Annotated in this window: 20 protein-coding genes; 17 read left to right on the plus strand and 3 right to left on the minus strand. The window is 45.0% G+C overall.

The window, feature by feature from the left end:
• The first annotated feature begins 43 nt into the window (after nucleotides 1-43).
• The 14 genes from CC90_RS0101845 (at nucleotide 44) to CC90_RS0101910 (ending at nucleotide 18,294) form a co-directional block, all read left to right on the plus strand.
• A complete protein-coding gene (locus CC90_RS0101845) occupies nucleotides 44-1,804 on the plus strand; it encodes an ABC transporter ATP-binding protein (protein ID WP_031389134.1) in 1,761 nt (586 codons plus the stop codon).
• 160 nt (nucleotides 1,805-1,964) lie between these two features.
• A complete protein-coding gene (locus CC90_RS0101850) occupies nucleotides 1,965-2,318 on the plus strand; it encodes an SDR family NAD(P)-dependent oxidoreductase (RefSeq protein WP_031389135.1) in 354 nt (117 codons plus the stop codon).
• 71 nt (nucleotides 2,319-2,389) lie between these two features.
• Entirely contained in the window at nucleotides 2,390-3,991 is a 1,602-nt protein-coding gene (locus tag CC90_RS0101855) for an MBL fold metallo-hydrolase RNA specificity domain-containing protein (RefSeq protein ID WP_031389136.1), read from the plus strand.
• A 61-nt stretch (nucleotides 3,992-4,052) separates the two neighbouring features.
• Complete coding sequence (thyA, locus tag CC90_RS0101860) at nucleotides 4,053-4,901, plus strand: thymidylate synthase (RefSeq protein ID WP_031389137.1); 849 nt, start codon at nucleotides 4,053-4,055, stop codon at nucleotides 4,899-4,901.
• A 166-nt stretch (nucleotides 4,902-5,067) separates the two neighbouring features.
• Complete coding sequence (locus CC90_RS0101865; protein ID WP_031389138.1) at nucleotides 5,068-5,565, plus strand: dihydrofolate reductase; 498 nt, start codon at nucleotides 5,068-5,070, stop codon at nucleotides 5,563-5,565.
• Nucleotides 5,566-5,724: 159 nt separating this feature from the next.
• The gene (locus tag CC90_RS0101870; protein WP_031389139.1) at nucleotides 5,725-6,750 is read left to right on the plus strand and encodes a branched-chain amino acid aminotransferase; all 1,026 of its coding nucleotides are present in this window, start codon (nucleotides 5,725-5,727) and stop codon (nucleotides 6,748-6,750) included.
• Between the two features lie 403 nt (nucleotides 6,751-7,153).
• On the plus strand, nucleotides 7,154-7,915 hold the full coding sequence (locus CC90_RS0101875) for a PHP-associated domain-containing protein (protein WP_242843224.1): 762 nt from the start codon (nucleotides 7,154-7,156) through the stop codon (nucleotides 7,913-7,915).
• Nucleotides 7,912-9,045, plus strand: coding sequence for an exonuclease SbcCD subunit D (locus CC90_RS0101880; RefSeq protein ID WP_031389141.1), 1,134 nt, complete (start codon nucleotides 7,912-7,914; stop codon nucleotides 9,043-9,045). Before CC90_RS0101875 ends, CC90_RS0101880 begins: the two co-directional genes overlap by 4 nt.
• Nucleotides 9,042-11,663, plus strand: a complete 2,622-nt coding sequence (locus tag CC90_RS0101885; protein ID WP_031389142.1) for an AAA family ATPase — start codon at nucleotides 9,042-9,044, stop codon at nucleotides 11,661-11,663. Before CC90_RS0101880 ends, CC90_RS0101885 begins: the two co-directional genes overlap by 4 nt.
• A 63-nt stretch (nucleotides 11,664-11,726) precedes the next feature.
• Nucleotides 11,727-13,130: an NAD(P)/FAD-dependent oxidoreductase gene (locus CC90_RS0101890; protein ID WP_031389143.1), complete on the plus strand. Its 1,404-nt coding sequence runs from the start codon at nucleotides 11,727-11,729 to the stop codon at nucleotides 13,128-13,130.
• 44 nt (nucleotides 13,131-13,174) lie between these two features.
• Nucleotides 13,175-14,242, plus strand: a complete 1,068-nt coding sequence (locus CC90_RS0101895; protein ID WP_031389144.1) for a peptidylprolyl isomerase — start codon at nucleotides 13,175-13,177, stop codon at nucleotides 14,240-14,242.
• Between the two features lie 210 nt (nucleotides 14,243-14,452).
• Nucleotides 14,453-16,537, plus strand: coding sequence for a molecular chaperone HtpG (gene htpG, locus CC90_RS0101900; RefSeq protein ID WP_031389145.1), 2,085 nt, complete (start codon nucleotides 14,453-14,455; stop codon nucleotides 16,535-16,537).
• A 147-nt stretch (nucleotides 16,538-16,684) separates the two neighbouring features.
• Entirely contained in the window at nucleotides 16,685-17,956 is a 1,272-nt protein-coding gene (locus CC90_RS0101905; protein WP_031389146.1) for a peptidoglycan-binding protein, read from the plus strand.
• A 98-nt stretch (nucleotides 17,957-18,054) separates the two neighbouring features.
• Nucleotides 18,055-18,294, plus strand: a complete 240-nt coding sequence (locus CC90_RS0101910; RefSeq protein WP_031389147.1) for a hypothetical protein — start codon at nucleotides 18,055-18,057, stop codon at nucleotides 18,292-18,294.
• A gap of 102 nt (nucleotides 18,295-18,396) precedes the next feature.
• Here the strand turns inward: CC90_RS0101910 and CC90_RS0101915 are convergent, their stop codons facing one another.
• Genes CC90_RS0101915 through CC90_RS0101925 form a run of 3 tightly spaced genes read right to left on the minus strand, consistent with a single transcriptional unit; the run spans nucleotide 18,397 to nucleotide 20,299 of the window.
• Entirely contained in the window at nucleotides 18,397-19,236 is an 840-nt protein-coding gene (locus CC90_RS0101915) for a hypothetical protein (protein ID WP_031389148.1), read from the minus strand.
• Nucleotides 19,230-19,928 (minus strand): ABC transporter ATP-binding protein, encoded by a 699-nt coding sequence (locus CC90_RS0101920; protein WP_031389149.1) that lies wholly within the window; start codon nucleotides 19,926-19,928, stop codon nucleotides 19,230-19,232. The genes CC90_RS0101915 and CC90_RS0101920 overlap by 7 nt, the downstream gene beginning before the upstream one ends.
• Nucleotides 19,929-19,930: 2 nt before the next feature.
• Nucleotides 19,931-20,299 carry a GntR family transcriptional regulator gene (locus CC90_RS0101925; protein ID WP_031389150.1) on the minus strand — a complete coding sequence of 123 codons (369 nt, stop codon included), beginning with the start codon at nucleotides 20,297-20,299 and terminating at the stop codon, nucleotides 19,931-19,933.
• Between the two features lie 219 nt (nucleotides 20,300-20,518).
• Between CC90_RS0101925 and CC90_RS0101930 the strand changes: the two genes are divergently transcribed.
• Genes CC90_RS0101930 through CC90_RS0101940 form a run of 3 tightly spaced genes read left to right on the plus strand, consistent with a single transcriptional unit; the run spans nucleotide 20,519 to nucleotide 26,305 of the window.
• The gene (locus CC90_RS0101930) at nucleotides 20,519-24,100 is read left to right on the plus strand and encodes a DUF5717 family protein (protein ID WP_031389151.1); all 3,582 of its coding nucleotides are present in this window, start codon (nucleotides 20,519-20,521) and stop codon (nucleotides 24,098-24,100) included.
• Nucleotides 24,101-24,129: 29 nt separating this feature from the next.
• Nucleotides 24,130-25,446 (plus strand): DUF5716 family protein, encoded by a 1,317-nt coding sequence (locus tag CC90_RS0101935; protein WP_031389152.1) that lies wholly within the window; start codon nucleotides 24,130-24,132, stop codon nucleotides 25,444-25,446.
• Between the two features lie 25 nt (nucleotides 25,447-25,471).
• Nucleotides 25,472-26,305: a tetratricopeptide repeat protein gene (locus tag CC90_RS0101940; RefSeq protein ID WP_031389153.1), complete on the plus strand. Its 834-nt coding sequence runs from the start codon at nucleotides 25,472-25,474 to the stop codon at nucleotides 26,303-26,305.
• Nucleotides 26,306-26,316: the final 11 nt, after the last annotated feature.

Below are 26,316 nucleotides of genomic sequence, written 5' to 3' on the forward strand. Positions count from 1 at the left end.
GGCAGTTATGCTATAATGTATTTCGGACATCAGGAGAAAGAATATGAATAACAGACAATATAAGACAAACGAATTGCTAAAGAGATTTATTCCTTATTTCAAACCCTACAGACAAACGCTTTTTATGGACTTATTCTGCGCGGCACTGACTACGGTGTGCGAGTTGGTGCTGCCGCTCATCATGAGGTATATTACTAACGAAGGATTGTATAATCTGGCCGCTCTGTCGGTGTGGACGATCGGCAGACTGGGACTTTTATATCTGGCTCTTCGCATCGTGGATTGCATCGCTGCCTACTATATGGCGAACATGGGCCATGTGATGGGTGCCAAAATAGAGACGGATATGCGCAAGGATGCCTACATTCATTTACAGAAGCTGTCGGATACCTACTATAATAATACGAAGGTCGGACAGATTATGGGCAGGATTACCAACGACCTGTTCGACGTGACAGAATTTGCCCATCACTGTCCGGAAGAGTTCTTCATTGCGGCGATTAAGACGATTACCTCTTTCATCATACTGGCGGGAATCAACGTGCCGCTGACGCTTATTATTTTCGTTTTCGTACCGATCATGATTGCAGTGTGTATGCCATTGAATTTCAGGATGAGGGGAGCCTTCAGCAAGCAAAGGAACCAAATCGGTGAGCTGAACGCGAGAATTGAAGACAGCTTGCTCGGTCAGCGGGTGGTGAAGGCTTTTACCGGTGAGGATGCGGAAAACGACAAGTTCGCCAAGGACAATGAGGACTTCCTCGATATCAAAAAGAATATGTACCGTTATATGGCGACCTTTCAGACGTCCACGAGGATGTTCGATGGAATCATGTACCTTGCGGTGGTGGTGGCCGGAGGTATCTTTCTGGTGAAAGGACTGATTGTGGCAGGCGATTTGGTGGCGTACATGCTGTACGTGACGACGATGATAGCGACCATAAGGCGTATTATTGAATTTGCGGAGCAGTTTCAGCGGGGTATGACCGGCATCGAACGGTTTCTGCAGATTATGGACGCGGATATCGAGATTTTTGACGAACCGGATGCGAAGGAAATGGTATTTACAGAGGGGAATGTGGTTTTTGAAAATGTGAGCTTCGAATATCCCGACGACCACAACATCATCTTCGAGAATTTGAACCTGCAAATAATAAAAGGAGAGAAGGTAGCGATCGTAGGGCCTTCAGGAGGGGGAAAGACTACACTTTGTAACTTGATTCCCCGTTTTTACGATGTGACAGGGGGCAGAATTACGATAGATGGAGAGGATGTCAAGAACTTTACGTTAAAGAGCCTGAGGAAAAATATAGGAATCGTGCAGCAGGATGTATATCTTTTTTCGGGAACAATATTTGAAAATATTGTATATGGAAAGCAGGGGGCCGGAAAAAAGGAAGTGATGGAGGCGGCGAAGAAGGCCGGTGCTCATGAATTCATCATGGAACTTAAGGACGGTTATGATACTTATGTGGGCGAACGGGGCGTGAAGCTCTCGGGAGGGCAGAAACAAAGAATCAGCATCGCCAGAGTATTTCTGAAAAATCCTCCGATCATCATTCTGGATGAGGCTACTTCGGCGTTAGATAATGAAAGTGAATTCGCTGTTGCACAGTCACTCTCCCGGCTTTCGGAAGGAAGAACCACTCTTACCATAGCTCATAGGCTTTCTAGTATACGTAATTCCGATAGGATACTTGTGCTGACAGAAGCGGGCATCGTGGAAGAGGGAAACCACGATACGTTGTTGGAAAATAAAGGAATTTATTATCAGTTCTATACGATGGCCAACGAATTGAAATAGTAAAACCTTACGTTTTAATGATAATTGAAAGTGTAAAGCATCGCGTGAAGCTCTTTAATTCTTGATATGGAGCGTCGATTTTTGTATAATAAAAACAGTTCAAGGCGCGCTGAACTAATACACTAAGAATAAAAATCCAATAAACAAGGAGACAAAAACCATGCTTCCTAGAAGAACATGTGTGATTGTGGGCGGTGCAAAGGGTGAAGGGAGCCTTCTTGCAGAAAAATATGCAGGCCAAGGGTATCTCATCGCTTTTATGGACATCGACAAAGAAGCAGGCCGTTCACTAAAAGAAAAAATTGAACATGGGTATGGAGGAAAGGTGTTTTTCTTCCATGGAGATGCAAACAGCGAGGAAGATTTAGAATTGTTTGCGGGTGCCGTCATCGGACAATACAAAAAGATAGACTGTCTGTACTATCGAAGAGATATTGCCGAGGGAGCGGACCAAATTGAAGAGTTGGTAGGCCACAATTTAAAAAAGGGAGGAACCATAGAGGCTTATCGCTGAGCAGTTATTAAGTCATAGATAAAAGGTATTAGGGGAATTGTGTCTGTAAGGCGGACAGAAAGGCGTTTTATATGAAGCTAACATTTATCGGGGCCGCTCATGAGGTGACGGGAAGCTGTCATCTTGTGGAGGTAAACGGAAAGTATATCTTGATCGATTGCGGAATGGAGCAGGGGATTCAGGTATACGAGAATGCGAAATTACCGATGGAGGAAGCACTGATCGATTACGTACTGCTGACACATGCCCATGTGGATCACTCGGGAATGCTCCCCGGGCTGTACGCAAAAGGCTTTAGAGGACAAGTACTGGCGACTGTGGCCACTACGGATTTATGCAATATTATGCTGCGCGACTGTGCACACATTCAGATGCACGAGGCGGAGTGGAAGAATCGCAAAGCGAAGAGGCATTCGGGAACGGAGCCTCATGAACCGATATATACGATGGCAGACGCTGATGGAATTATCAAACGGCTCGTACCATGTAACTATGACCAGATAATAGAATTGTGTGAAGGGGTCCGCATTCGTTTTACGGATGTGGGTCACCTTTTAGGCTCGGCAAGCATCGAAATATGGATGACCGAAAACGGAAGCACAAAAAAAATCGTATTTTCCGGTGATTTGGGAAATAAGAATCAGCCGCTGATCAAAGATCCGAAACGGACTGAGGAAGCGGATTACGTAGTAGTAGAATCCACCTACGGAGATAGGATACATTCCGAGACGAGGCCGGATTATGTGGCTGAGCTTGCACAGATTCTTCAAAGGACCTTCGATGCAGGCGGAAATGTAGTTATACCCTCCTTCGCGGTGGGAAGAACGCAGGAGATGCTCTATTTCCTGCGGCAGATAAAGGCGGAAAGGCGTTTAAAAGGATATCCGAACTTCCCGGTTTATGTGGATAGTCCGCTGGCAGTGGAAGCTACGGAAATTTTCCAGAAGAATGTGAGCAGTTGCTTCGATGAAGAAGCGATGGAGTTGTTCAATCAGGGAATCAACCCGATACGCTTTCCGGGCCTGCATCTGTCAATAACAAGTGACGAATCTAAGGCGATTAATTTCGACAGCACGCCGAAGGTCATTATATCGGCATCCGGCATGTGTGAGGCCGGAAGAATAAGGCATCATTTGAAGCACAATCTATGGCGGCCGGAGTGTACCATATTGTTCGTAGGATATCAGGCGAACGGAACGCTCGGAAGGACGTTGGTGGAAGGGGCTAATGAGGTGAGGCTTTTCGGAGAGACGATTGAGGTTCGCGCGAATATCAGCTTGCTAAAGGGTATCAGCGGACATGCGGATAAGGACGGGCTGATCGAATGGCTGCAAGGCTTTAAGAAAAAGCCGGAAAAGGTATTTGTTGTGCACGGAGAAAGCAGCGTTTGCGATGCTTTTGCCGAAGGTCTGGAAAGAGAATACGGAATTTCTTCCTATGCCCCTTACAGCGGCACATGTTTTGACCTCCTTACAGGTGAACTGATTTATGAAGCTTCACCGATACTTTTAGGTAAGAAGAAGGCGCACATCGTTTCTGACGTATTTACACGTCTTACGGCGGCAGGTACACGCCTGCTTGCCGTAATTAAAAAGAATGAGGGCGGCGCGAATAAGGATCTGGCACGCTTTGCGGACCAGATTAATTCGCTGTGCGATAAATGGGATAAATAGTGTATGGCGGTATGAAGGTATGGACCGCTATAAAGAAAAGACAAGGAGATAATTCGCGGATATGAGCCTGGCAGATAAAATATTTATTGATATGTGTAAGGATATATTGCAAAACGGAACGAGTACGGAAGGAGAAAAGGTCCGTCCCCGTTGGGAGGACGGAGCTCCGGCGTATACTGTGAAGAAATTCGGCGTGGTGAACCGCTATGATTTATCGAAGGAGTTTCCGATTCTGACCCTTCGCAGGACCGCATTAAAAAGCGCCACGGACGAATTGCTCTGGATTTGGCAGAAGAAGTCGAACAATGTAAAGGATCTGCACAGTCATATATGGGACGAGTGGGCAGATAAGGACGGATCGATAGGAAAGGCCTATGGATATCAGATGGGCGTGAAGCATCAATATAAGGAAGGGATGATGGATCAGATAGACAGAGTGATCTTTGATTTGAAGAATAATCCCTTCAGCCGCAGGATTATGACCAATATCTATGTGCATCAGGATTTGCATGAGATGAATCTGTATCCTTGTGCTTATAGTATGACCTTTAATGTGACGCAGAAAAAGGGAGCGGACAAGCTGACCTTGAATGCGATTCTCAATCAGCGCTCTCAGGATGTGCTGGCAGCGAATAACTGGAACGTAGTGCAGTATTCGGTGTTAGTTCATATGCTGGCACAGGCGTGTGATATGGAGGCAGGAGAACTTATTCATGTGATCGCGGACGCTCATATTTACGATAGGCATATACCGATTATCGAGGAGCTGATAAGCAGGCAGCCTTATGATGCGCCTGTTTTTACGCTTAACCCTGATGTTAAGGACTTTTATGAATTTACAAGAAACGACGTGAAATTAGAAAATTATGTGACGGGACCGCAGATAGAAAATATACCGATAGCGATCTAGTATATCATCCACAAATTAACTGGACCGATTACTTGCCTAAACTTCCGGCTGCAATATGTGAAAGTTTATCCAGCGTACTCAGTCCGGTTATTTGATGGATGATATACTGTACACTATAAATTGAATGATAAATGATGAAGAAGCAGATGGATACGGAGGATGAGCTGTGAATTTGATAGTTGCGGTAGACAGTAATTGGGCGATAGGCAATCAAAAGGAATTATTAATCAGGATTCCCAACGACCACAAGCACTTTCGCGAAGAAACGACGGGCAAGGTGGTGGTGTTAGGAAGGAAGACTCTGGATACCTTCCCGCAGGGAATGCCTTTAAAGAACCGGGTAAATATTATTTTATCTTCCAATCCTGACTACACGGTGAAGGATGCCGCAGTAGTACATAGCTTGGAGGAGCTTTTAGAGGAACTTAAGAAATACAGGAGCGAGGATATCTATATCATCGGGGGGGAAAGCATTTACCGCCAGATGCTTCCTTATTGTGATGTGGCGCATGTGACCAAAATAGAGCACAGCTATACGGCAGATGCTTATTTTCCCAATCTGGACGAGCTGCCGGAGTGGAAGATTACGGCGGATAGCGATGAGCAGACGTATTTCGACATTGCATATCAATTTATTAAATACGAAAAGGCTTCCGGAAAATAGTAAGCGAATTTAAATGCAGGAATCATGCGTTACTGAGGACGGAGTGAACAGTAACGAAAACAAATGCCGGCATGAATTATTGACTTTTACTTAAAAAAGTATAATAATGTATAGAAAATGAAAAAGAAACCGGCATTATAAGCTGAAGAGGAGAAGAACATGGAAAAGAAAAATCTGGACTGGGCAAACATTGGTTTTGGTTATATTGAGACAGATAAAAGATATGTCTCCAATTATAAGGACGGAGCATGGGATGCAGGCGTCCTGACAGAAGATTCCATGGTCACCATCAGCGAATGTGCAGGTGTGCTGCAGTATGCGCAGACGATATTTGAAGGAATGAAGGCATATACTACGGAGGACGGGCGTATTGTTACTTTCCGTCCCGATTTGAACGCTGCGCGCATGGAGGATTCGGCAAAGCGGCTGGAGATGCCTGTTTTCCCGCAGGAGCGTTTCGTTGACGCGGTAGTGCAGACTGTTGCAGCTAATAAAGCATACGTTCCTCCTTTTGGTTCAGGAGCGACATTATATTTGAGACCTTATATGTTTGGAAGCAACGCCGTAATCGGGGTAAAGCCGGCATGCGAGTATCAGTTCAGAGTGTTCGCCACTCCGGTAGGGCCGTATTTTAAAGGCGGTGTAAAGCCTTTGACTATCTGTGTCAGCGATTTTGACCGTGCGGCGCCGAATGGGACGGGACATATCAAGGCAGGGCTTAACTATGCGATGAGCCTTCATGCGATTGTATCCGCTCATAAGAACGGATTCGATGAAAATATGTATCTGGATGCGGCTACGAAGACGAAGGTGGAAGAGACCGGCGGCGCTAACTTCTTGTTCATTACGAAGGATAACAAGGTAGTAACGCCCAAATCTGACAGCATTCTTCCGTCTATTACAAGGCGTTCCCTCATGTATGTGGCAAAGGAATATCTGGGACTGGAAGTGGAAGAACGCGAGGTTTCTCTGGAGGAAGTGAAGGATTTTGCGGAGTGCGGGCTTTGCGGCACGGCAGCGGTTATTTCTCCGGTAGGAAAAATCGTGGATCATGGCAAGGAAATCTGCCTGTCCAGCGGCATGGGCGATATGGGACCAGTTACGAAGAAACTGTTTGATACCTTAACGGGAATCCAGATGGGTAAGATTGAAGCGCCTAAGGGATGGCTTGTGGAGATTGAATAAAGATTTTATACGGTGGTAACAACAGCAATAAAGTAACAGATATGGAAGTTGAGATTTGTGCTAAAGAATAAAATAGGTGTCTATGGGGGCTGTAGGATTAATGTGCAAACGTTAATATACGGCCCTTTTTTAATCGGGGGAAAGGATTTATTATAGTAAGGCATGAAAGTACTGCTTTTCCTATGACATAAATACGAGTGAAAAACATTCGTGTTGTCCTAATAATTTATTAAATATCGGGATTAAAAATGCAGGAAAGGGCAGAATGTGATATTCTTTATATGTAACAGAATTAAAAAAGCCGGCAGTAAAGCTATCAGAGAAGTCAAATAAATAATTCAAATAAGAATGTAAGATAGAATGCCGGACAAAAAGACGAGATAAGAAAAGGCAGGAAAGCAAAGTGCAAAAAATAAAACTATTACAGGAATACCCTTATTTATATGAGACCCATCTGCACACCTCACAAAGCAGTGCATGTGCGCGCAGTACCGGGGCAGAGATGGCGAAGGTCTGCAAGGAGGCAGGCTATACCGGAATTATTGTGACGGACCACAATTGGGGAGGCAATACTGCGGTATACCGGACGAAGCCATGGAGGGAATGGGTGAATGAATTTGTAAAGGGTTATGAGGATGCGAAGCTCATGGGTGATAAGATAGGTCTGGATGTCTTTTTCGGATACGAAGCAGGATTTCAGGGAACGGAATTTCTCATTTATGGGGTGGATAAGGATTTTATGTTAACTCATCCTGAACTGAGGCAGGCATCTGTGGAGGAGCAGTACATGCTGGTAAAGCAGGCAGGCGGTATGGTGATACACGCCCATCCGTTTCGGGAAGAATTCTATATTCCACAAATAAGGCTGTACCCTGATTATGTAGATGGGGTGGAGGGAATCAATGCCACTCACTCCAATAAAAAGAGCAAATCCCATTACGATCCGGCTTTCGATCAGAAGGCAATCGCTTACGCGAGAGAGAATCGCCTTCCGATGACCGCCGGTTCCGATATCCATATGACGGCGCTGCTGGGCGGCGGAGTTGCTTTTAAACGAAAGCTGGCAGATATTCACGACTTCATAAAGGCAGTATCGGAGGGAGAGGATTATTTGCTGACCAATGGTGACAAATGGTTTAAGAAGGATGGGGAGTTATATTTATGAGGTTTCTGCATACGGGCGATTTGCATCTTGGAAAAACGGTCAATGATTTTTCCATGATAGCGGACCAGAAGTATATTCTGGAGCAGATTACGGATATGGTAAAAAAAGAGGCTGCAGAGGCATTAGTGATTGCAGGAGATGTATATGACAGAGCAATTCCTCCGGCTGAAGCAGTGACGCTGTTAAATGATTTTCTTACGCAGATGGTGCAGCTTGGAGTTACGGTGCTTATGATAAGCGGCAATCACGATTCACCGGAACGTGTGAGCTTCGCGGAAGAAATATTGAAAGAAAAAGGGGTATATATAGCAGGAATATATAAAGACGGCTTAAAAAAGATTCCCTTCTTTGATGAATATGGGGAGGTAACCTTTGTTTTGTTACCCTTTATAAAGCCGGCTGTTATCGGCACCAGAACCAATGGGGAAGCGGTGGAGAAGCTGCTTGCGGCGGAGGAGAAAAAAGAGGGAACCCGCCGCGTGCTGGTCAGCCATTTCTTCGTTACCGACTGCGGCAGAGAGCCGGAGCTTTCCGACGGGGAGACGACGATACATGTCGGGGGACTGGATAATGTGGAGGCTTCGCTCTTTAACGGTTTTGACTATGTGGCGCTGGGGCATATACATAAGCCGCAGAGAATCGGCGAAAGACAGATTTATTATGCGGGGGCGCCGTTAGCCTATTCCTTTTCTGAGGCAGGGCGGCAGAAAACAGTGAATCTGGTAGAGATAAAAGGGGAGGGGGATATTACAGTAAAGCAGCTTCCTCTCACACCGCTGCATGAAATGCGTAAAATCAGGGGAAGAATGGAGGAACTGATGGCGGATGAGGTGGCGGAAGCGGCGGACCGGTTCGATTATATTCAGGCCCAGCTTGCCAATGAGGAGGAATTGATCGACCCGATTGGTACCTTGCGGAGCGTTTACCCGAATATCATGCAGATCGTGCTTATGAAAAACGAAAGCAGGGGAAATCCGGAATATGAAAGCAAGGCGGCGGAGAAACGCAAGAGCATTCCTGAGCTGTTTGCCGGATTTTATCAGATGGTGCGAAACGAAGAGCCGGATGAGGAACGCATGGAAATTATTCTGGAAACGGCAAAGGAGACGGAAGGAGAGCAGGAAATATGAAACCGGAGATTTTGATACTTTCCGGATGGGGACCGTATAGGGACAAGGTGGAGGTAGACTTTACCCGGTTGGAGGAGAGGGGACTTTTCCTTATTACGGGGGCTACCGGAGCGGGAAAGACCACTCTTTTCGATGCGATTACTTATGCTCTCTACGGGTACCTGAGCGGTGAGATGAGAGAAAAGAACAGCGTGCGCAGCGATTTCGCAGGTGCCGATACCGCCACCTTCGTGGAGCTTCTGATGCGGCATGGGGATAAAGAATACCGCATCTTGCGCAATCCTGAATACCTCCGCCCGAAGAGGAGACAGAGCGGCAGCGGAGAGCTTACCAAGGAAAAGGAAAACGCAGTGCTGTATATGCCGGACGGCAGCGTAATACAGGGAAGCAGCGAGGTGAACCGCAAGCTGCAGGAAATTCTCGTGCTGGACTATCGCCAGTACAAACAGATTTCTATGATAGCCCAAGGGGAGGTCGCCAGGCTTCTGTCGGCATCTCCTGCGGAAAAGACGAGAATTTTCAGAGAGATATTCTCTACTGCAGTATACGATAGATTTGCGGGAATCCTGCGCAGCCATTCCAATGAGCTGTACAAGCAGGTGATGGAATGCAGGCACCGCATGGAAGAGGATATTCATATGCTCTCCTCAAGTGAGACGGAAGATAATGAGGAACTTTCCGTTCTTTTATCGGGGGAAAGTTACCGTTATGATAAGATCATCGACTGCCTGGGAGAAGCACTTTCCGGGCATGAGGAGGCTTTTTCGCAGGCGAAGAAGGCATATTTGGCCGTGGAAAAGGAAATTACTGTTCTGATGGAAACGATAAGTCTTGGAGAGCAAATAAACGGTAAGCTTCTCAAACTGGAAAAGGAGAATGAAACGATCCGCGTCTTAAAGGAAAACCAGGATGAAATCGATAAAAAAACGATGGAACTGAAAAAAGCCAGGGCAGCGGCCGGGCTTAACGGAGATTATATTGGAAGTGAAAATGAAAAGAAGCTTCTAACGTCTCTGTTCCAAAAGGAGCAGGAGGGGAAAACGGAGCTGGAAAGGCTGACAAGCAGAACAGAGGAACTGCGCCCCCTTTATGATAAAAAGGATAGGATAACTGCGGCCTACGAAAGCAGGAATGTTTATGAAGGGAAAAAGAAGCTTCTGATAGAAATAACGGAGCAAAGGACGATAAAAGAGGAAGAGTTATGTAAGCTTCAAAAGGAATATCTGGAAAAGGAAACGGCGGCGGAAGGAAAAAAAGAAGCGTATGAAGCTGCAGATAAGATTTACAAGAGGGCAGCGGTTGGTATCGCGGCAAGGCTTTTGAAGGAAGGAGAGCCTTGTCCGGTCTGCGGTTCTTATGAGCATCCTCATATTGCAGAGATAACCGAGAATGTTCCTGATGAAGAAAAGCTGAAAGCTCTTAGAGATAACTATCAAAAGGCTAATCGCAGCCTTATGGAAATTCACGGAAAGACTTCTTCCTGTAAAGGAGAAGTTCAGGGGAGAATGGAGCAGGAAGAAGACGTAAAGAGACAGTTAAAGGAAGTCTCCACGGCGTTGGAAGGGATGGAGAAGGATGTTTTAGAAGTGGTGGATAAGATGTCTCATGCAGAATATGAGAAAATTGTTGTCCTATACCAAAGAATCCATGTGCAGATGGAAGAAAGGGCGGCAGCCTGCGGGAAGATAGCACAGGAAATCACCATCCAGAGAAAGCGGGCACAGGAAGCGCAAGACTCCTTTGAAGGAAAGTATAAAGCGTCGGGCTTTCCGGATTTTCAAAGCTTTAGGCAGAGCGTGAGAAGCAGTGCTCAAATAGAATTTCTGGAGAATGAAATCAACGATTATTATAGAAAAATAGAGGCTTCGGAGCACATGATCTCTCACCTGCAAGAAGAAACCAAGGGGGAAAAGCCAGCGGATATCGGGATACTTAAAGAGGTATTGAAAGAGAAACGGGAAGAAAGGCAGTCGGCGATTTCCTTGCAGAATAAATGGAATTACCGTTTGCAGGAGGTAAAAAAGATCAGGAAGTCCCTTCAGGAAAAACAGGAGCGCGTGCAGGGGTTGAACCGGGAATACGGAGCGGTAAAGGATCTGGATAATCTGGCATCAGGGAATAATCCGAAAAGACTTGTATTTGAGCAATATGTGCTGGCTGGATATTTCGAAGAAATCCTTCGGGCGGCAAATGTCAGGCTTTCCAAGATGACGGGCGGGCGTTTCGAGCTTTCCAGAGCGGAAGAAGTGAGCGACGGCAGGACGAAGGACAATCTGGAAATGCAGGTATTCGATTACTATACGGGGAAATGCCGTTCGGTAAAAACACTGTCCGGCGGGGAATCCTTCAAGGCATCCCTATCTCTTGCGCTGGGTATGAGCGATGTAATTCAAAGCTACAGCGGAGGAATTCGCGTAGAAACGCTCTTTATTGACGAAGGCTTCGGCTCTCTGGATGCGGAATCGTTGGAGCAGGCATGTCAGACACTCATGTCATTAGTGGAAAAGGATCGCTTAATAGGGATTATTTCCCATGTTCCCGAGCTGTCGGAGAAAATAGAAAAACAAATAGTGGTTACAAAAACAAATGTAGGCAGCAGCATAAAGGTTATGGTATAATATTTGCGGATATTTGGCATAACAGCGAACTGCGAATAATTGAGGAAGTATGAGGTATATCGAATGCAAAAAAACTATGATGTAATTATAATAGGCGCAGGCCCGGGAGGAATCTTCTGTGCATATGAGCTGGCGGATAAAAACAAGGATTTGAAGGTTCTGGTGGTGGAAAAGGGACGCTCTATCGAAAAGAGAAATTGTCCCAAGCGTGTGACCAGGCAGTGCGTAGGGTGTAAACCTTGCTCTATTACCACGGGCTTTGCAGGTGCGGGAGCATTTTCTGACGGAAAGCTGTCCTTATCTCCCGATGTGGGAGGCAATCTTCCTGCCATTTTAGGTTATGACGAGACGCTGAAGCTGATTGGAGAATCGGACAGCGTCTACTTGAAGTTCGGCGCAGATGAAAGCGTGTACGGTGTGGACAAGGAAAAAGAAATACGCGAAATAAGAAGAAAGGCCATCAATGCCAATTTGAAACTTATAGAATGCCCGATCCGTCACCTTGGCACGGAGGAAGGTTACAAGATTTATTCCAAGCTGCAGCATCATCTGGAGGAGGAAGGCGTTCATCTGATGTTTAATACGATGGTGGAGCAGATTCTCGTGGAGGAAGGCAAAGCGGTAGGAATCGTTACCGATAAAGGCGAATCCTATTATGCAGGAGAAATCGTTTCGGCTGTGGGCCGGGAGGGTGCGGACTGGTTCAAGGACAAATGCGATGAGATCGGCATTGAGACTACGCCCGGAACGGTGGATATCGGCGTTCGCGTGGAAGTACGCGACGAAGTGATGCAATTTTTGAACGAGAATCTGTATGAGGCGAAGCTCGTTTTATATACACCAACCTTCGATGACAAAGTGAGAACTTTCTGTACCAATCCTTCGGGAGAAGTTGCGACGGAATATTACGAGGGCGGACTTGCGGTTGTAAACGGACATGCATACAAATCCAAGGAGTATAAGACCAATAATACAAACTTTGCGATTCTCGTATCCAAGAATTTTACAAAGCCCTTCAAGACTCCTATCGAATATGGCAAGCAGATCTCGCAGTTGTCCAATATGCTTTGCGGCGGGAGAATTATGGTACAGACCTTCGGAGACTTCAAACGGGGCAGGAGGACTACGGAGGAGAGGCTTTGCAGAAACAACTTGATTCCTACGCTGAAGGATGCGGTGCCGGGAGATTTATCCCTGGTATTCCCTCACAGAATTATGGTGGATATTCAGGAGATGCTGGAGGCGTTAGATAAGGTGACTCCGGGAATTGCTTCGGATGAGACTCTGCTTTACGGCGTGGAAGTGAAATTCTATTCCAATAAGGTAGTGGTGGATAAGAACTTTGAAACAAGCGTGAAGGGACTTCGCGCGATTGGTGACGGAGCCGGTGTGACGCGCGGGTTACAGCAGGCCTCGGCCAACGGAATCAGCGTGGCGAGAAGTATATTGAAGGGGATGGAAAGATAAAGGTGTTTGGGTGTAATAAAAAATTATTAAAAAAAAGAAGCGGAATGAGTGGAGAATGCTCATGGAAGCGAGCAGCAGCCATCCTTATGATTGTGTGTTTTGCCGGACTGTTCAGTGCCTGCGGCAATAAGGATGAGAGCGGTACGAAATTCGTTCTGACTACCGGTTTTGGCAAGGATGAGATATTCCGCATAGAGACAATTTCCTGCAAGCTGCCTGAGATTATGGTGTACCTTACCAATTCCCAGAACCAGTATGAAGGAGTGTTCGGCTCCAGCATATGGGATGCGGATATCGAAGGAACGACCTTGGAGCAGAATGTGAAAGATACTGCTCTGGCGCGCATTGCTCAGATAAAAACAATGAATCTTCTGGCCAAGCAGCATGGTGTGGAGCTGTCCGAGCAGGAGATGGAACAAGTAACGGAGGCAGCCGGGATCTATTATAATTCTCTGAATGAGAAGGAGAAGGAATTGCTGGGAGTGACGGAAGAGACGATTACCACTCTGTACCGTGAATATGCGCTGGCGAATAAGGTTTACGGCTATATCATCAAGGACATCAACCCTGAAATCAGCGACGATGAAGCGAGGACGATTACGGTCCAGCACATTCTGATCAAAACCTATGCGCTGGATGGAACGGGAGCGAAAATTGAATATACGCAGACCGCCAGGGACGATGCTTACGAGAGGGCGCAGACAGTTTTAAAGCTTGCCCGGGAGGGCACTGATTTCGGAGAGCTGATCGAGAAATACAGCGAAGACAATAAAGGAACGTACTCCTTCGGTAAAGGAGATATGGAGAAAAGCTTCGAGGATGCGGCATTCAATCTGGAAACGGGAGAAATCAGCGGTATTGTGGAAACGGAATACGGATACCATATCATTAAATGTATAAGTACCTTCAATAGGGAAGAGACCGATGCGAATAAGGTGAAGATTGTGGAGGAGCGCAAGAAGGAGGTATTTGGCCAGGAATATGATACCTTTGTGGGCACGTTGACGAGGAATCTGAACGAAAGTCTTTGGAATAGCGTGACATTCATCCACGATCCGGAGGTGAAGACCTCTAGCTTTTTTGACATATACGGACAGTACTTTAAAGAATAAGTTTTAGTTTACAAAAATTTTAGAAATGCGCAAAACGGCTTGTATGCTGGATAAAACTTGTGTTATTAGCACTCATTTTTAATGAGTGCTAATTTTCTCTTGACTTTTTTTGGAGAGAGAATTAAAATTTCATTATGTGGCCGGGAAAGAGGTTTTTGCCGGTCAAAGTAGTTTAAAAATGAACAAAATCAGAAAGGAAAGTGACTTTTTATGGCAGCAAAACATGGTAGTTTATCAATCAATAGCGATAATATTTTCCCGATTATCAAGAAATGGCTGTATTCCGATCATGATATTTTTATGAGGGAACTTATTTCTAACGGATGTGATGCGATTACTAAGCTGAAGAAGTTGGAAATGATGGGAGAATGTACTTTGCCAAACGATTATAAGGCGAAGATACAAGTATTGGTGAATCCCGAAGAAAAGACTTTGAAATTTATCGATAACGGTATAGGAATGACGGCCGAAGAGGTGGAAGAATACATCAACCAGATCGCTTTTTCCGGTGCGACGGACTTTTTTGAAAAATATAAGGATAAGACCAACGAGGACCAGATCATCGGACATTTCGGTTTGGGCTTTTATTCTGCGTTCATGGTAGCGGACCAGGTGCATATCGATACTCTTTCTTATAAAGAGGGAGCAGCTCCCGTTCATTGGGAGTGCGACGGCGGCACGGAATTTGACATGGAAGAAGGAACGAGAACGGAAGTAGGTACGGAGATTACTTTGTTTATCAACGAAGACTGCCTCGAGTTCTGCAACGAATATAAGGCGAGAGAGATTATTAAGAAATACTGCGCCTTCATGCCTACAGAAATTTATTTATCAAAAGAAAACACGACGGAAACCCAGATTATCAAAGCGGATGAAAAGCTGGATACGGACACTGTATTGGAAGAGGTTGCCAAGGAAAAAGAAGAGGATGAGCAGAAGCTTAAAATAGCCAAAAGGCCGGAGCTTCTCAACGAGACGAATCCTCTTTGGGCGAGACATCCTAACGAGTGTACGAAAGAGGAATATCTGGAATTCTACCGCAAGGTGTTTCAGGATTACAAGGAGCCGCTGTTTTGGATACATCTGAATATGGATTATCCCTTTAATTTAAAGGGGATTCTCTATTTTCCCAAGATCAACACGGAATATGAATCCATCGAAGGTACCATTAAGCTATACAATAACCAAGTATTTATTGCTGATAATATCAAGGAGGTCATTCCGGAGTTTCTGCTTTTACTAAAGGGAGTGATCGATTCTCCCGACCTGCCGCTTAACGTCTCCAGAAGCGCGCTTCAAAACGACGGCTTTGTGAAGAAGATTTCCGACTACATTACGAAGAAGGTTGCGGATAAACTGGCCGGAATGTGCAAGACGGAGAAAGAGGAGTATGAAAAATACTGGGATGATATCAGTCCATTCATCAAATTCGGCTGCTTAAAGGATGACAAATTCTGCGAGAAGATGACAGATTACATTCTCTTTAAAGATTTGGACGGAAAGTACCTGACTCTGCCCGAGTGTCTGGAGGTCAACAGAATCGACACGGAGGATGCCGTAGATGAGAATGGAAATAAGGTGGAAGCTGAAGTTGTAGACGAAGATGGCAGCAAGGCGAAGACCGATATCTTAGATGAAGATGGAAATGTTGTGGATGAAAATGCCGGTGAAGAAGAGAAGAATGAAAAAGTAATCTACTATGTAACGGATGAAAAGCAGCAGAGCCAGTACATCAACATGTTTAAGAATGCCAAAATGGACGCTGTCATTTTGACTCATAATATTGACCAGCCCTTTATTTCCCAGTTGGAAGCGAAAAATGAAGGCATTAAGTTCCAGCGTATCGATGCGGATATCACAGATACGCTCAGGGCGAAGACCTCCAAAAAAGCGGAAAAGGAAATGGAAGAGCAGGCTGAAGAAATTGCAAAAATTATGAAGAAGGTCCTGAAAAAGGATGCTTTGACCGTGAAAATAGAAAAACTGAAAAACAAAAAGATTTCTTCCATGGTCACGATATCTGAGGAAAGCAGACGTATGCAGGATATGATGAAGATGTACTCCATGCCTGGAATGGACATGGGTATGTTCGGCAAAGAGGGGGAAACGCTGATTCTCAATGCGAGCCATCCTTTAGTGCAGTATGTTCTGGATAATAAAGAGGACGATAACGTAAAGATGATCTGCGAGCAGCTCTATGACTTGGCGATGATTCAGAACGCACCGCTCGAGCCGGAAGCGATGACTAAATTTATTGCGAGAAGTAACGACATCATGATGCTTCTTACGAAATAATTGAAGATAGTTTGATTTATTGATCGGGAAAAGCACCTGCGAGGACTTTTCCCGATTTTAATAGGGTGGGGAAAGAAAACTAAAATATTTCACAAGTGGCCGCTTTTTGGCATATAATGAGATAAATGAATAGATAGAGGTATTTCCATGCCTGTAAATATTATACATTCAGCGCAACAGGGGCCATTAGACAACACCTATGCCGGGGGTCTGAAAATAAGTGTGACCTCCACGCTGGGACCACTCCCCGTTCAGGGCGCTACGGTTTCGATTTCATATACTGGAATGAGCGATTCCATTATAGAAACTTTGGATACGGATGAGTCGGGACAAACCGAAGAAATAGATCTTCCGGCACCTCCGCTGGAATATAGTCTGGAGCCGGAAAGCAACCGCCCTTATTCCGAGTATGACATTCAAGTAAATGCACCCGGATATGAACCTATTTTGATAGCGGGAACACAGATATTACCGGATGTTTTGGCATTACAGCCAGTCGAGATGATTCCCAGAGACATCCCGGGAACGGAAGAGGAGATAGTAATTCCTTACCATACCTTGTACGGAGATTATCCGCCTAAAATACCGGAAGATGAAATTAAACCGATGGCCGAAACGGGAGAAATTGTACTTAGCAGAGTGGTAATTCCTGAGTTTGTGGTTGTACACGACGGCGTTCCCTCTGATGCTTCCGCCCCCAACTATTATGTCAGATATAAGGATTACATCAAGAACGTAGCTTCCTCGGAGATCTATGCCACATGGCCGGAGAGTTCGATTTACGCGAATATTTTATGTATTATGTCGGTGACTCTCAATAGGGTATATACTGAGTGGTATCGGAATCAGGGCTATAATTTTACGATTACGTCTTCCACTGCTTACGACCAAAAGTGGATGAAAGGAAGAAATATCTATGAAAATATCGATTATCTTGTAGATACAGTTTTTGCCAATTTCTTATCGCGGCCAGGGGTCAGGCAGCCGATCTTTACTTCCTTTTGTGATGGTAGTCGGGTGACCTGCAATGGACTTAGCCAGTGGGGATCGAAATTTTTAGGAGATGAAGGTTATACGGCGATAGAAATAATCCGTAATTATTTTGGAAATGATATGTATATCAATACGGCGGAAAGCGTCGCGGGCGTGCCGGCGTCGTGGCCGGGGTATAATTTGACAGTTGGTTCCAGCGGGGAGGCGTCGCTTCAGATTCAGCAGCAATTGAACCGCATAGGACAGAATTATCCTGCGATACCGAACGTAACGGCGGATGGAATTTATGGGCCGCAGACGGCAGAAGCAGTAAGGGTATTTCAGGGGATTTTCAACATTCCGCAGACGGGAATCGTGGATTATCCTACGTGGTATAAAATATCCAATATTTATGTGGGCGTAACTCGGATGGGAGAACCGGGGTAAACTATGAAGCGATGAGGTTTTTTGAATCTTAGGAATATTGTGAGTACTTCATAAGTTTGAAACCGGGATGGAAAAGGGAAAGGAGTAAGGACGAAAGAATGAAAAGGAGTAGAGGCAGTAAAAAGACGAAGATGTGTTGGAAGAGCTTGGATAAGGGGATCAGCCAGGCACTTGAGAACCGGCGGAAGGTAGGGGCAGCGAAGCAGAAGATTCGCCTGAAGGCGGTGAAGGAGAGGCAGAAGAAGGTGGAGAAGAGCATAGATAAGGCCGTTTTTGCGTTCTGCTCTGTGATTTGTCTCATTGCTGCCTGGATTGAGGTGAAGGAAAGAAGAAAATAATAGATTTTTAAGTTATGCAAAAAGAGAACGGCTGCTGTGCGCTGTAGTGCCGTTCTCTTTCCTTAAGGAAATTTCCATTCTTAGAGTGATTTTTCTTACAAGTTAATCCAAATTCAATTTTCTCCTCATCATATATTCCGTAAGGAAATATAAGAGCGTTCCTACGATGATTGAAATGATGCCCGAGCCGACAAGTATCAGCTTTATTAAAGTTCCGACAGCGGCCGGCGTCATAGTGTCGGCGGCATACGGATCGGAGATGATACCTAACAACGGGATATTCATCAGCATGGAGGAACTAAACTGTACGATGACATATTCCGCTACATACCAAATAACCGCGCCAGCCACTTTGTGCTTGGTAAACATCTGTCCGAGGGATACGGCAGAATACATCATCAGTATGGAGAAAAAGGTAGTAATGATCATTAGCAAAATAATGAATAGTACAAAGACGACTAAATTCCCAAAAACCTCTTCCATTACCGGCAAGACCTCTCTCTTTATTTCCTGCCATACATTTACAACCTCGTAGGTATTAATGTAATCCTTCATTGCTGCAATAAGGATGAAAAAAATACTGAAACATATAACGATTCCTGTAATAATGCTCCATATTACGCTGACGAACAGCTTGGAAAAAATAATATCCCTGGGAGATACCGGAAGGGTATTCGTAAGATAGCCTTCGTCCGTGTATACATTCTTATAAAAACGTATGGCGATGTACACAGCAACTGCGATGGAACCCGCCATTAGGGCCAAATAGTAAAACATGATGGCAACGACCATAAAGGTGTCCATGATTTCGAAGTCCAATTCCCAAAAGGGTGAAAGCAAGGAAACGGCTCCTATAAATGTTATGATAAGAAGAAAAACATTAATGGCCGCAGGAACCTTCCAGAAGGATTTCCATTCGTATTTAAATAATTTGCCTAACATGCAAACACCTCCCTGAAATAAGAGTCTATGGACCTGCCATATTGCTCTCTGATCTGATCTACCGGCAAATGAGAAAGAACCTGCCCTTCGCGGATAAAAATGACTTCATCCAGAATGTTCTCGATGTCGGAAATCAAATGGGTGGAGAGCAGTATGCTCGCATTCTCGCTATAATTGCTTATGATCGTCTTTAAAATATAATCTCTGGCAGCAGGATCCACACCTGCGATGGGTTCATCCAGAATATACAGATCCGCATTACGGCTCATGACAAGAATGAGCTGAACCTTTTCCTTGGTACCCTTGGATAAGGTCTTTAACCTTGCTTCAAAGGAAATGCCGAGCGATTGCAGCATGGTAAATGCCGTATTTCTGTTGAAGTCCTCATAAAAATCACAGAAGTAATCCACGATATCGCATACCCTCATACCGTCCTGAAGATAAGTTTTTTCCGGAAGATAGGCAACTCTCGCTTTGGTCTGGATTCCTGGAGCGAATCCGTTTATTGTTATGCTTCCTGCAGTGGGCGTCAAAAGGCCGTTCATCATCTTAATGAGAGTGCTCTTTCCGCTTCCGTTTGGTCCTAAAAGCCCGATGATTTTTCCTCGCGGTATCATGAGATTCATGTTGTTTACCGCCACCGTTCTGCCGTAACTTTTAGTTACTCCTCTGATTTCGGCTAAAAATTCCATATTTACTCCCCCTCTTTGGCTGTTTTTTCAATGAGATTCAAAATCTCTTTTTCCGAATAGCCCAGTTCCTTCATCATCTGAAAAAAGTTCTTAATACATTCTTCGGCCAAGTGTGCCTGCGTCTGATTGATCAATTCGATATCCTCCGTTACGGTGCGTCCGCTCGTTCTCTGTGTTACAATTAGACCGTTTCTTTCCAGTTCCGCGAAAGCTTTTTGCATTGTATTCGGATTGACGCTCGCTTCTGCGGCCAGTTCTCTGACACTCGGAAGCCGGTCGCCGGCTTTATAACGGCCTGAAATAATCTGCGTTTGTATTATTTCAACGAGTTGTGTGTAAATAGGTTTATCTGCATTTAATATCCACGCCATGTGATCCTTCCTTTCTTTCAATTTATTGGACAGTAGTTTGTCGGTAGTCGTTTGTACTACTGTATTACTTAATTAATACAATAGTATAAAAATATTATTTTGTCAACCTATAAATCACACTTAAATTGAATTTCTTCGCGCGGTTGCTAAAAGGGGTTTCTTAATGGTATAATTTAATAATGTAAATCTGGTGTGGGGTGAAATAATTTGAGGAAGGTAATGGGCGATTTATTAGAGGGCAGATTTGATTATGAGAAGCCGGAATGCAATCAGGAAACTTATGATAGCGGCATCTTAGACTTTTCATCCTTAAGTCTGGAGCTTTTCCTGAACAAAGGGGAGATGGAAGAGGGTTCCTTTATCATATCGGGGCCTGCAGATAAGCTTATGGAAGGGTACATATATTCCTCGGAGCTTAGAATGGAATCCTTAAGTAAGGAGTTTATCGGAGTAAAAGAAGAAATTGCATACCGGTTTCGTTCGGAGGGGATGAAGGAAGGGGATGTTCTTACCGGCCAGTTTTCCATCATATCCAATTACGGGGAGTACGAGCTTCCATACCGTATCGAAATTGTCTCCGGCACCGTGACTTCGAGCCTCGGTGACATCAAGAACATGTTTCATTTCGCCAATCTGGCTAAGGCGAACTGGGCGGAGGCGGTGAAACTTTTTTATTCCAAGGAATTCGAGCGTTTATTTACGGACGGTAACGACAGACAGTACTACGGAGCTTACAAGGGGCTTTCTGCGGTATACGGTAACGAGCAGAATGTAGAGGAATTTCTTCTCGAGATAAATAAGAAGCAGAAGGTGGAGTATATACTGAGCGAGACTGATATCTGCATCGAGGATCCCTATGATATTTCGGAGCACAGTCTTACGGTTACGCGAAATGGATGGGGACATACTTTTTTGAATATTGGGACAGAGGGGGATTTTCTTACCTTAGAGAAGGAAAAGATATCGGACGATGACTTTCTGGGGAATTCCTTTTGTCTAAACTATTATATAGACAGCGAAAAGCTGCATGCCGGGCGCAATTACGGCGCCATACATATCTTTAATTCCTGTGTCAGCCTGACGATACCCGTCTTAGCGGTTCGCAATATGGAGCATAAGCGGGCATTGGGAATCCGCAGGGAGAAGAGGAATCTCCTCTTGGTGCTGATGAAACATTATGACTCCTTCCGCATGAAAAAGATGAATGCACGGACATGGATGGCTGAGACGGAGAAGCTGGTGGAACGGCTTGCGGTGCTTGATGAGAAGGACATACAGATAAGGCTGTTCCGAGTACAGATTCTTATTACGCAGGAACGATTTAATGAAGCACAGTGGCAGTTAGAGCGAATCCAATCGGAGATTCGGGAAAACAGTTGTCCCCCGGAGATCTATTGCTATTACTTATATTTAACTACGCTGCACAATGGAGAGCCCTCCTATGTGGAGGAAGTATCGAGGAAGGTGGAGCGGATATACTATGACAATCCGAATAACTGGAGGATTGCATGGCTTATGCTGTATCTGTCGGAGGAATACGGCAAGAGTCCTTCCAGGCGCTGGCTGATGCTGGAGGAGCAGTACAGCAGAGGGGGAAGGAGCCCTGTTCTGTATGTCGAGGCATGGCATCTGTTAGAGCTTAATCCTACCCTCCTTTTGAAACTTGGCTCCTTTGAGATTCAGGTGTTGAGTTACGCTGCGAAAAGGGAACTTTTGACGCAGGACTTGATTTTGCAGGTGCGGTATTTGGCGCTGAAGCTGAAGTCCTATTCGGAAAGAGTTTACTATATATTAGCTTCCTGTTACGAGAAATTTCCGGATAAGGAGACACTGCAGGTCATTTGCACGTTGCTGATAAAGGGAAATAAGGCGGAGGGCCGCTATTTCAAATGGTATCGGCTGGGCGTAGAGGCGGAGCTTCGCATTACGAAACTCTATGAATATTATATGATGTCCCTGCCTGAAGATTATGACGGAACTCTTCCTAAGATTATTCTTATGTATTTTTCCTACCACAGTGAGCTGGATTATGAAAAGAACGCTTTTTTGTATTCCTATGTATATAAGAGAAGGGAAGAACAGCCGGAAGTATATTTAAATTACTGCGAACGCATTGAGCGGTTCGTTTTGGATCAGATACATAAGGGGCGGATGAATAAGAACCTGGCCTATTTATATAAGAATACGATATCGCCCCGAATGGTAAATGAAGAGGTGGCACAGAAGCTGGCCTATCTTATTTTCATGAACCACTTGACTATGGAAAACAAAGATATCAGACAAGCGATTGTAAGCTATTCCGTCAGCAGACAGGAATATAAATATCCGGTAGGCGGGGACGGAGCGTGGGTGCCTCTTTACGGCAGCGATTATAAGCTGCTTCTGGAGGATAAGGAGGGAAACCGGTATTGTGCCAGTGTACCCTTCCAGGTGGAAGCGATGATGCCGCCGGATAATCTGCTGCTTATAATCAGCCCTTATGTGACGGAGCATATGGGTCTTGCACTGCATATATGTGCAGGAGACAAGGCTTTTGTGGAGATTACGCAGGCAAATGAAAGGCGGTTTAGGTATATTGCTGCTAACGCTCATATGGCGGAACGCACCAAGAGCGAAGTAAGGCTTAAGCTGGTGCATTATTATTATGAGCAGGACTATATGCGGGAATTAGACGATTATCTGGAGGAGCTGCAGCCGGAGGTCATGGAGGAGAGGGAGAGAAATGAAATCCTTCGCCTTATGGTCATTCGGGGAATGTATGATAAAGCCTTTGAATGGGTAAAGCGTTTCGGTGCAGAGGGTATAGAGACAAAGACTCTCGTACGTCTGTGCAGCCGCCTGATATCACGGGACGGTTTTTTAGAGGATACGGCGCTGACCTATTGCGTTCATTATGCGTTTAAGAAGGGAAAGTATGACGGAAACCTGATTACCTATCTTGGTTATTTCTACAACGGACTGCTAAGGCAGCTGCGGGATATATGGAAAGCTGCGACGGCCTTTGACGCGGAGACCTATGAACTGTGTGAAAGAATTCTTGTGCAGATGCTGTTTGCCGGTTCCTTTGTGGGAGAGCGGATGGAAATCTTCAAAGCCTATGTATCAGGAGGCGCGAAGGCACAGGTGGAACATGCGGTTCTTTCCCAATGTGCTTTTGATTATTTTGTAAAGGACAAGCTGCCGGATGAGTTCATTTTTACAGATACCGTCAGGGTCTATGATAGAGGAGAGCGGCTTCATAAGGTATGTAAGCTGGCACTGTTGAAATATTATGCCGAGAATAGGCAGGATACCACGCCGAAGATAAACTCGGTAATTAAGAAGTTTTTATACGATATGCTGGATGAAAATATTTATTTTTATTTTTTTAAAGAGTATACGAAGGAAATCCCGATTATGAAGCAGTTTGCGGATAAGACGATGATTGAGTATAAGGTCAGGCCGGGAAGAAAAGCAGTTATCCATTTCATTGTGGAAAAAGGGGAGTTTACGGAAAAGGAATATAGAAAAGAAGAAATGCGGGATATGTACGGCGGTGTGTGCGTGAAAGCGTTCGTCCTATTCTTCGGAGAAAAGCTTCAATATTACATTACGGAAGAAGGGGACGGCAAAGAACAGCTTACAGAAAGCGCGTCCATCAGTAAGAGCGATATTTTGCAGGAGGAAGCGGAGGACAGATTCAGCATGATAAATGACATCGTAGTAGGGAAGACACTTCAAGACTACAATACGGTGGATTGTTTATTGGAAGAGTATTACGGGAAGGAGTATATGACCTCGCAGATATTTAAGCTGCGCTGATATGCGGGGATATAGGGGTTTTATAAGTTATGCTTTTGGAAAAAACAGAAGGAATTCTTAAAAAGAACAGCAGAAGAATCGCCATCGGCTATGACCTATGCGATTCCTATGCGCAGATTAGCTATTGTTTTCCCGACTCGGAGGAGCCCGAGACTCTTGCGGCGGTAACGGGAACGGAGCAATTCAATATTCCCTTGGTACTCTGCAAAAAAAATGGAGTAAACCAATGGTTTTATGGCAGGGAAGCTCTTAAGTTCGCTCAGGAAAAGGAGGGGGTATTGGTAAAAGACCTTCTAAGCCTGGCAAGAGAAGGGGAGTCTGTGGAAATTGATGGGGACAGCTTCGATTCGGTTGCCCTTCTCACCTTATTTATTAAGCGGAGCATGTCCGCCTTAGGGCTGGTGGCGCCGCCGGAATATCTGGAGGGAATCATGTTTACAGCAGACGACTTGGACAAACGGATGGTGGAAGTATTTTCTAAGGTAGCGGCGAACTTACACCTGAAAACGGACAAAATTTTCTTCCAGAGCCATGTGGAAAGCTTCTATTATTATACTATTTATCAGCCTAAGGAGTTGTGGACTTACGAGGCGTTGCTGTGCGACTATGACAACCGGCGGATGAAGGTGTACGCTCTTAACAGCAACAAGAAGACTACTCCAGTGGTAATGTACATTGATATCGAGCAGTACGAACAAATACGGCGGAAGGACCCGGAAGCATTAACTGAGATGGAGGAGGACGAGAAGCATCTATTGGACATGCAGTTTCTGGACATTGTGAAGGAAAAGTGCAAGGACAGAATCATATCCTGCGCCTACTTGATCGGGGACGGCTACAAGGAGGATTGGGCGTCGGAATCATTGAAATATCTTTGTATGGGAAGACGCGTGTTCAAAGGAAACAACCTTTACAGCAAGGGTGCCTGCTATGGGATATGCGAGAAGCTGACATGGAGCACAGAAGGGAAAAATTATGCTTTTCTCGGTTTGGATAAACTTAAGGCAAACATAGGAATGAAGGTGTTGCGAAGGGGATTGGATTCGTATTTTGCGGTTATGGATGCCGGAGTCAACTGGTTTGAAGCGGGGAAGGAATACGATGTGATATTGGAAGATGGCAGCGACATATCCATTATTCTCACGCCTCTTAACGGCAAGGAAGCACGAGAGATTCACATGACGCTGGAAGGGATTCCGGAGAGGCCAAAGCGAACGACAAGGCTTCGCATCACGATGGAAATGGCTTCGGAGAATCAAGTGAACGTAAGGGTGAAGGATATGGGCTTTGGAGAGCTTTTTCCTTCTTCCGGCGGAGAATGGGTAAAGACATTCGACATGGTGTAACTACAAAAGCGGGAGGAGAAGGACCTTGGGAAAAGTATTACTTTGTATAGGAAGATATGCGAAGTTGCCGTATTTTATGGAGAAAGCATACGTCAATGTCTATTCCGCAGAGGAGTTATGTTATTGTCTTATGCAGAACATTCATCTGATTGACAGAGAAATTATGGACGAGAATCTGGCGGACTGGCTGGCGAAGGAGTGCGGGGTGGAAGAACTGTCGGAACGTCTTTTGCACATGCTGAAAGAGGAATGCTCCATCGGCGATTTCATAGAGTGCATTCTGGACTTCGTAGGCTATGGTGAGAGAGAAGAAACTGAGAGGATAAAAGAAAATTTAAAAAGCGGAATCAGTCTTAGCATGTATGAGAAGAAAAAGATGAGAGCGGATTATTTTGCGCAAAACGGTAAATATATACTTGCGCTGAAAAGTTATGACATTTTGCTGGACGAGCTTCCGGAATCAGAAAGAGATTTGAAGGCCAAGGTATATCATAACAGAGGTACCGTTTACGCATTGTTCTTTCAATTCGCGGAGGCGGCAGAAAGCTTTAAACAGGCATATGAATGCGACGGCGCTGAGGAATCCCGCCTCGGATATCTGGCAGCCAACCGCATGAGGATGAACGAGACGGAATATGTGGATTTTATTGCAGGGCAGGAAGGGGATTATGGGCTGTCTTTGAAGGTGGAGGAGTTGTTTCAAGAGGCTAGGAGTCAGTTCGAGACTACCGAAAAAAGCAGAATGCTTTTTACCTTAAAGGTCTGTAAAGAGGAGAGAAATTCCATATCCTATTATGAAGAAATTGAGCGTATAACCGGTGAATTGAAGGAACAGTACAGAGAGAATGTTTCTGAATAGCGAAGGAGAAG

The sequence above is a fragment of the Kineothrix alysoides genome (assembly GCF_000732725.1).
In the GTDB taxonomy this organism is placed as follows: Bacteria; Bacillota; Clostridia; order Lachnospirales; family Lachnospiraceae; genus Kineothrix; species Kineothrix alysoides.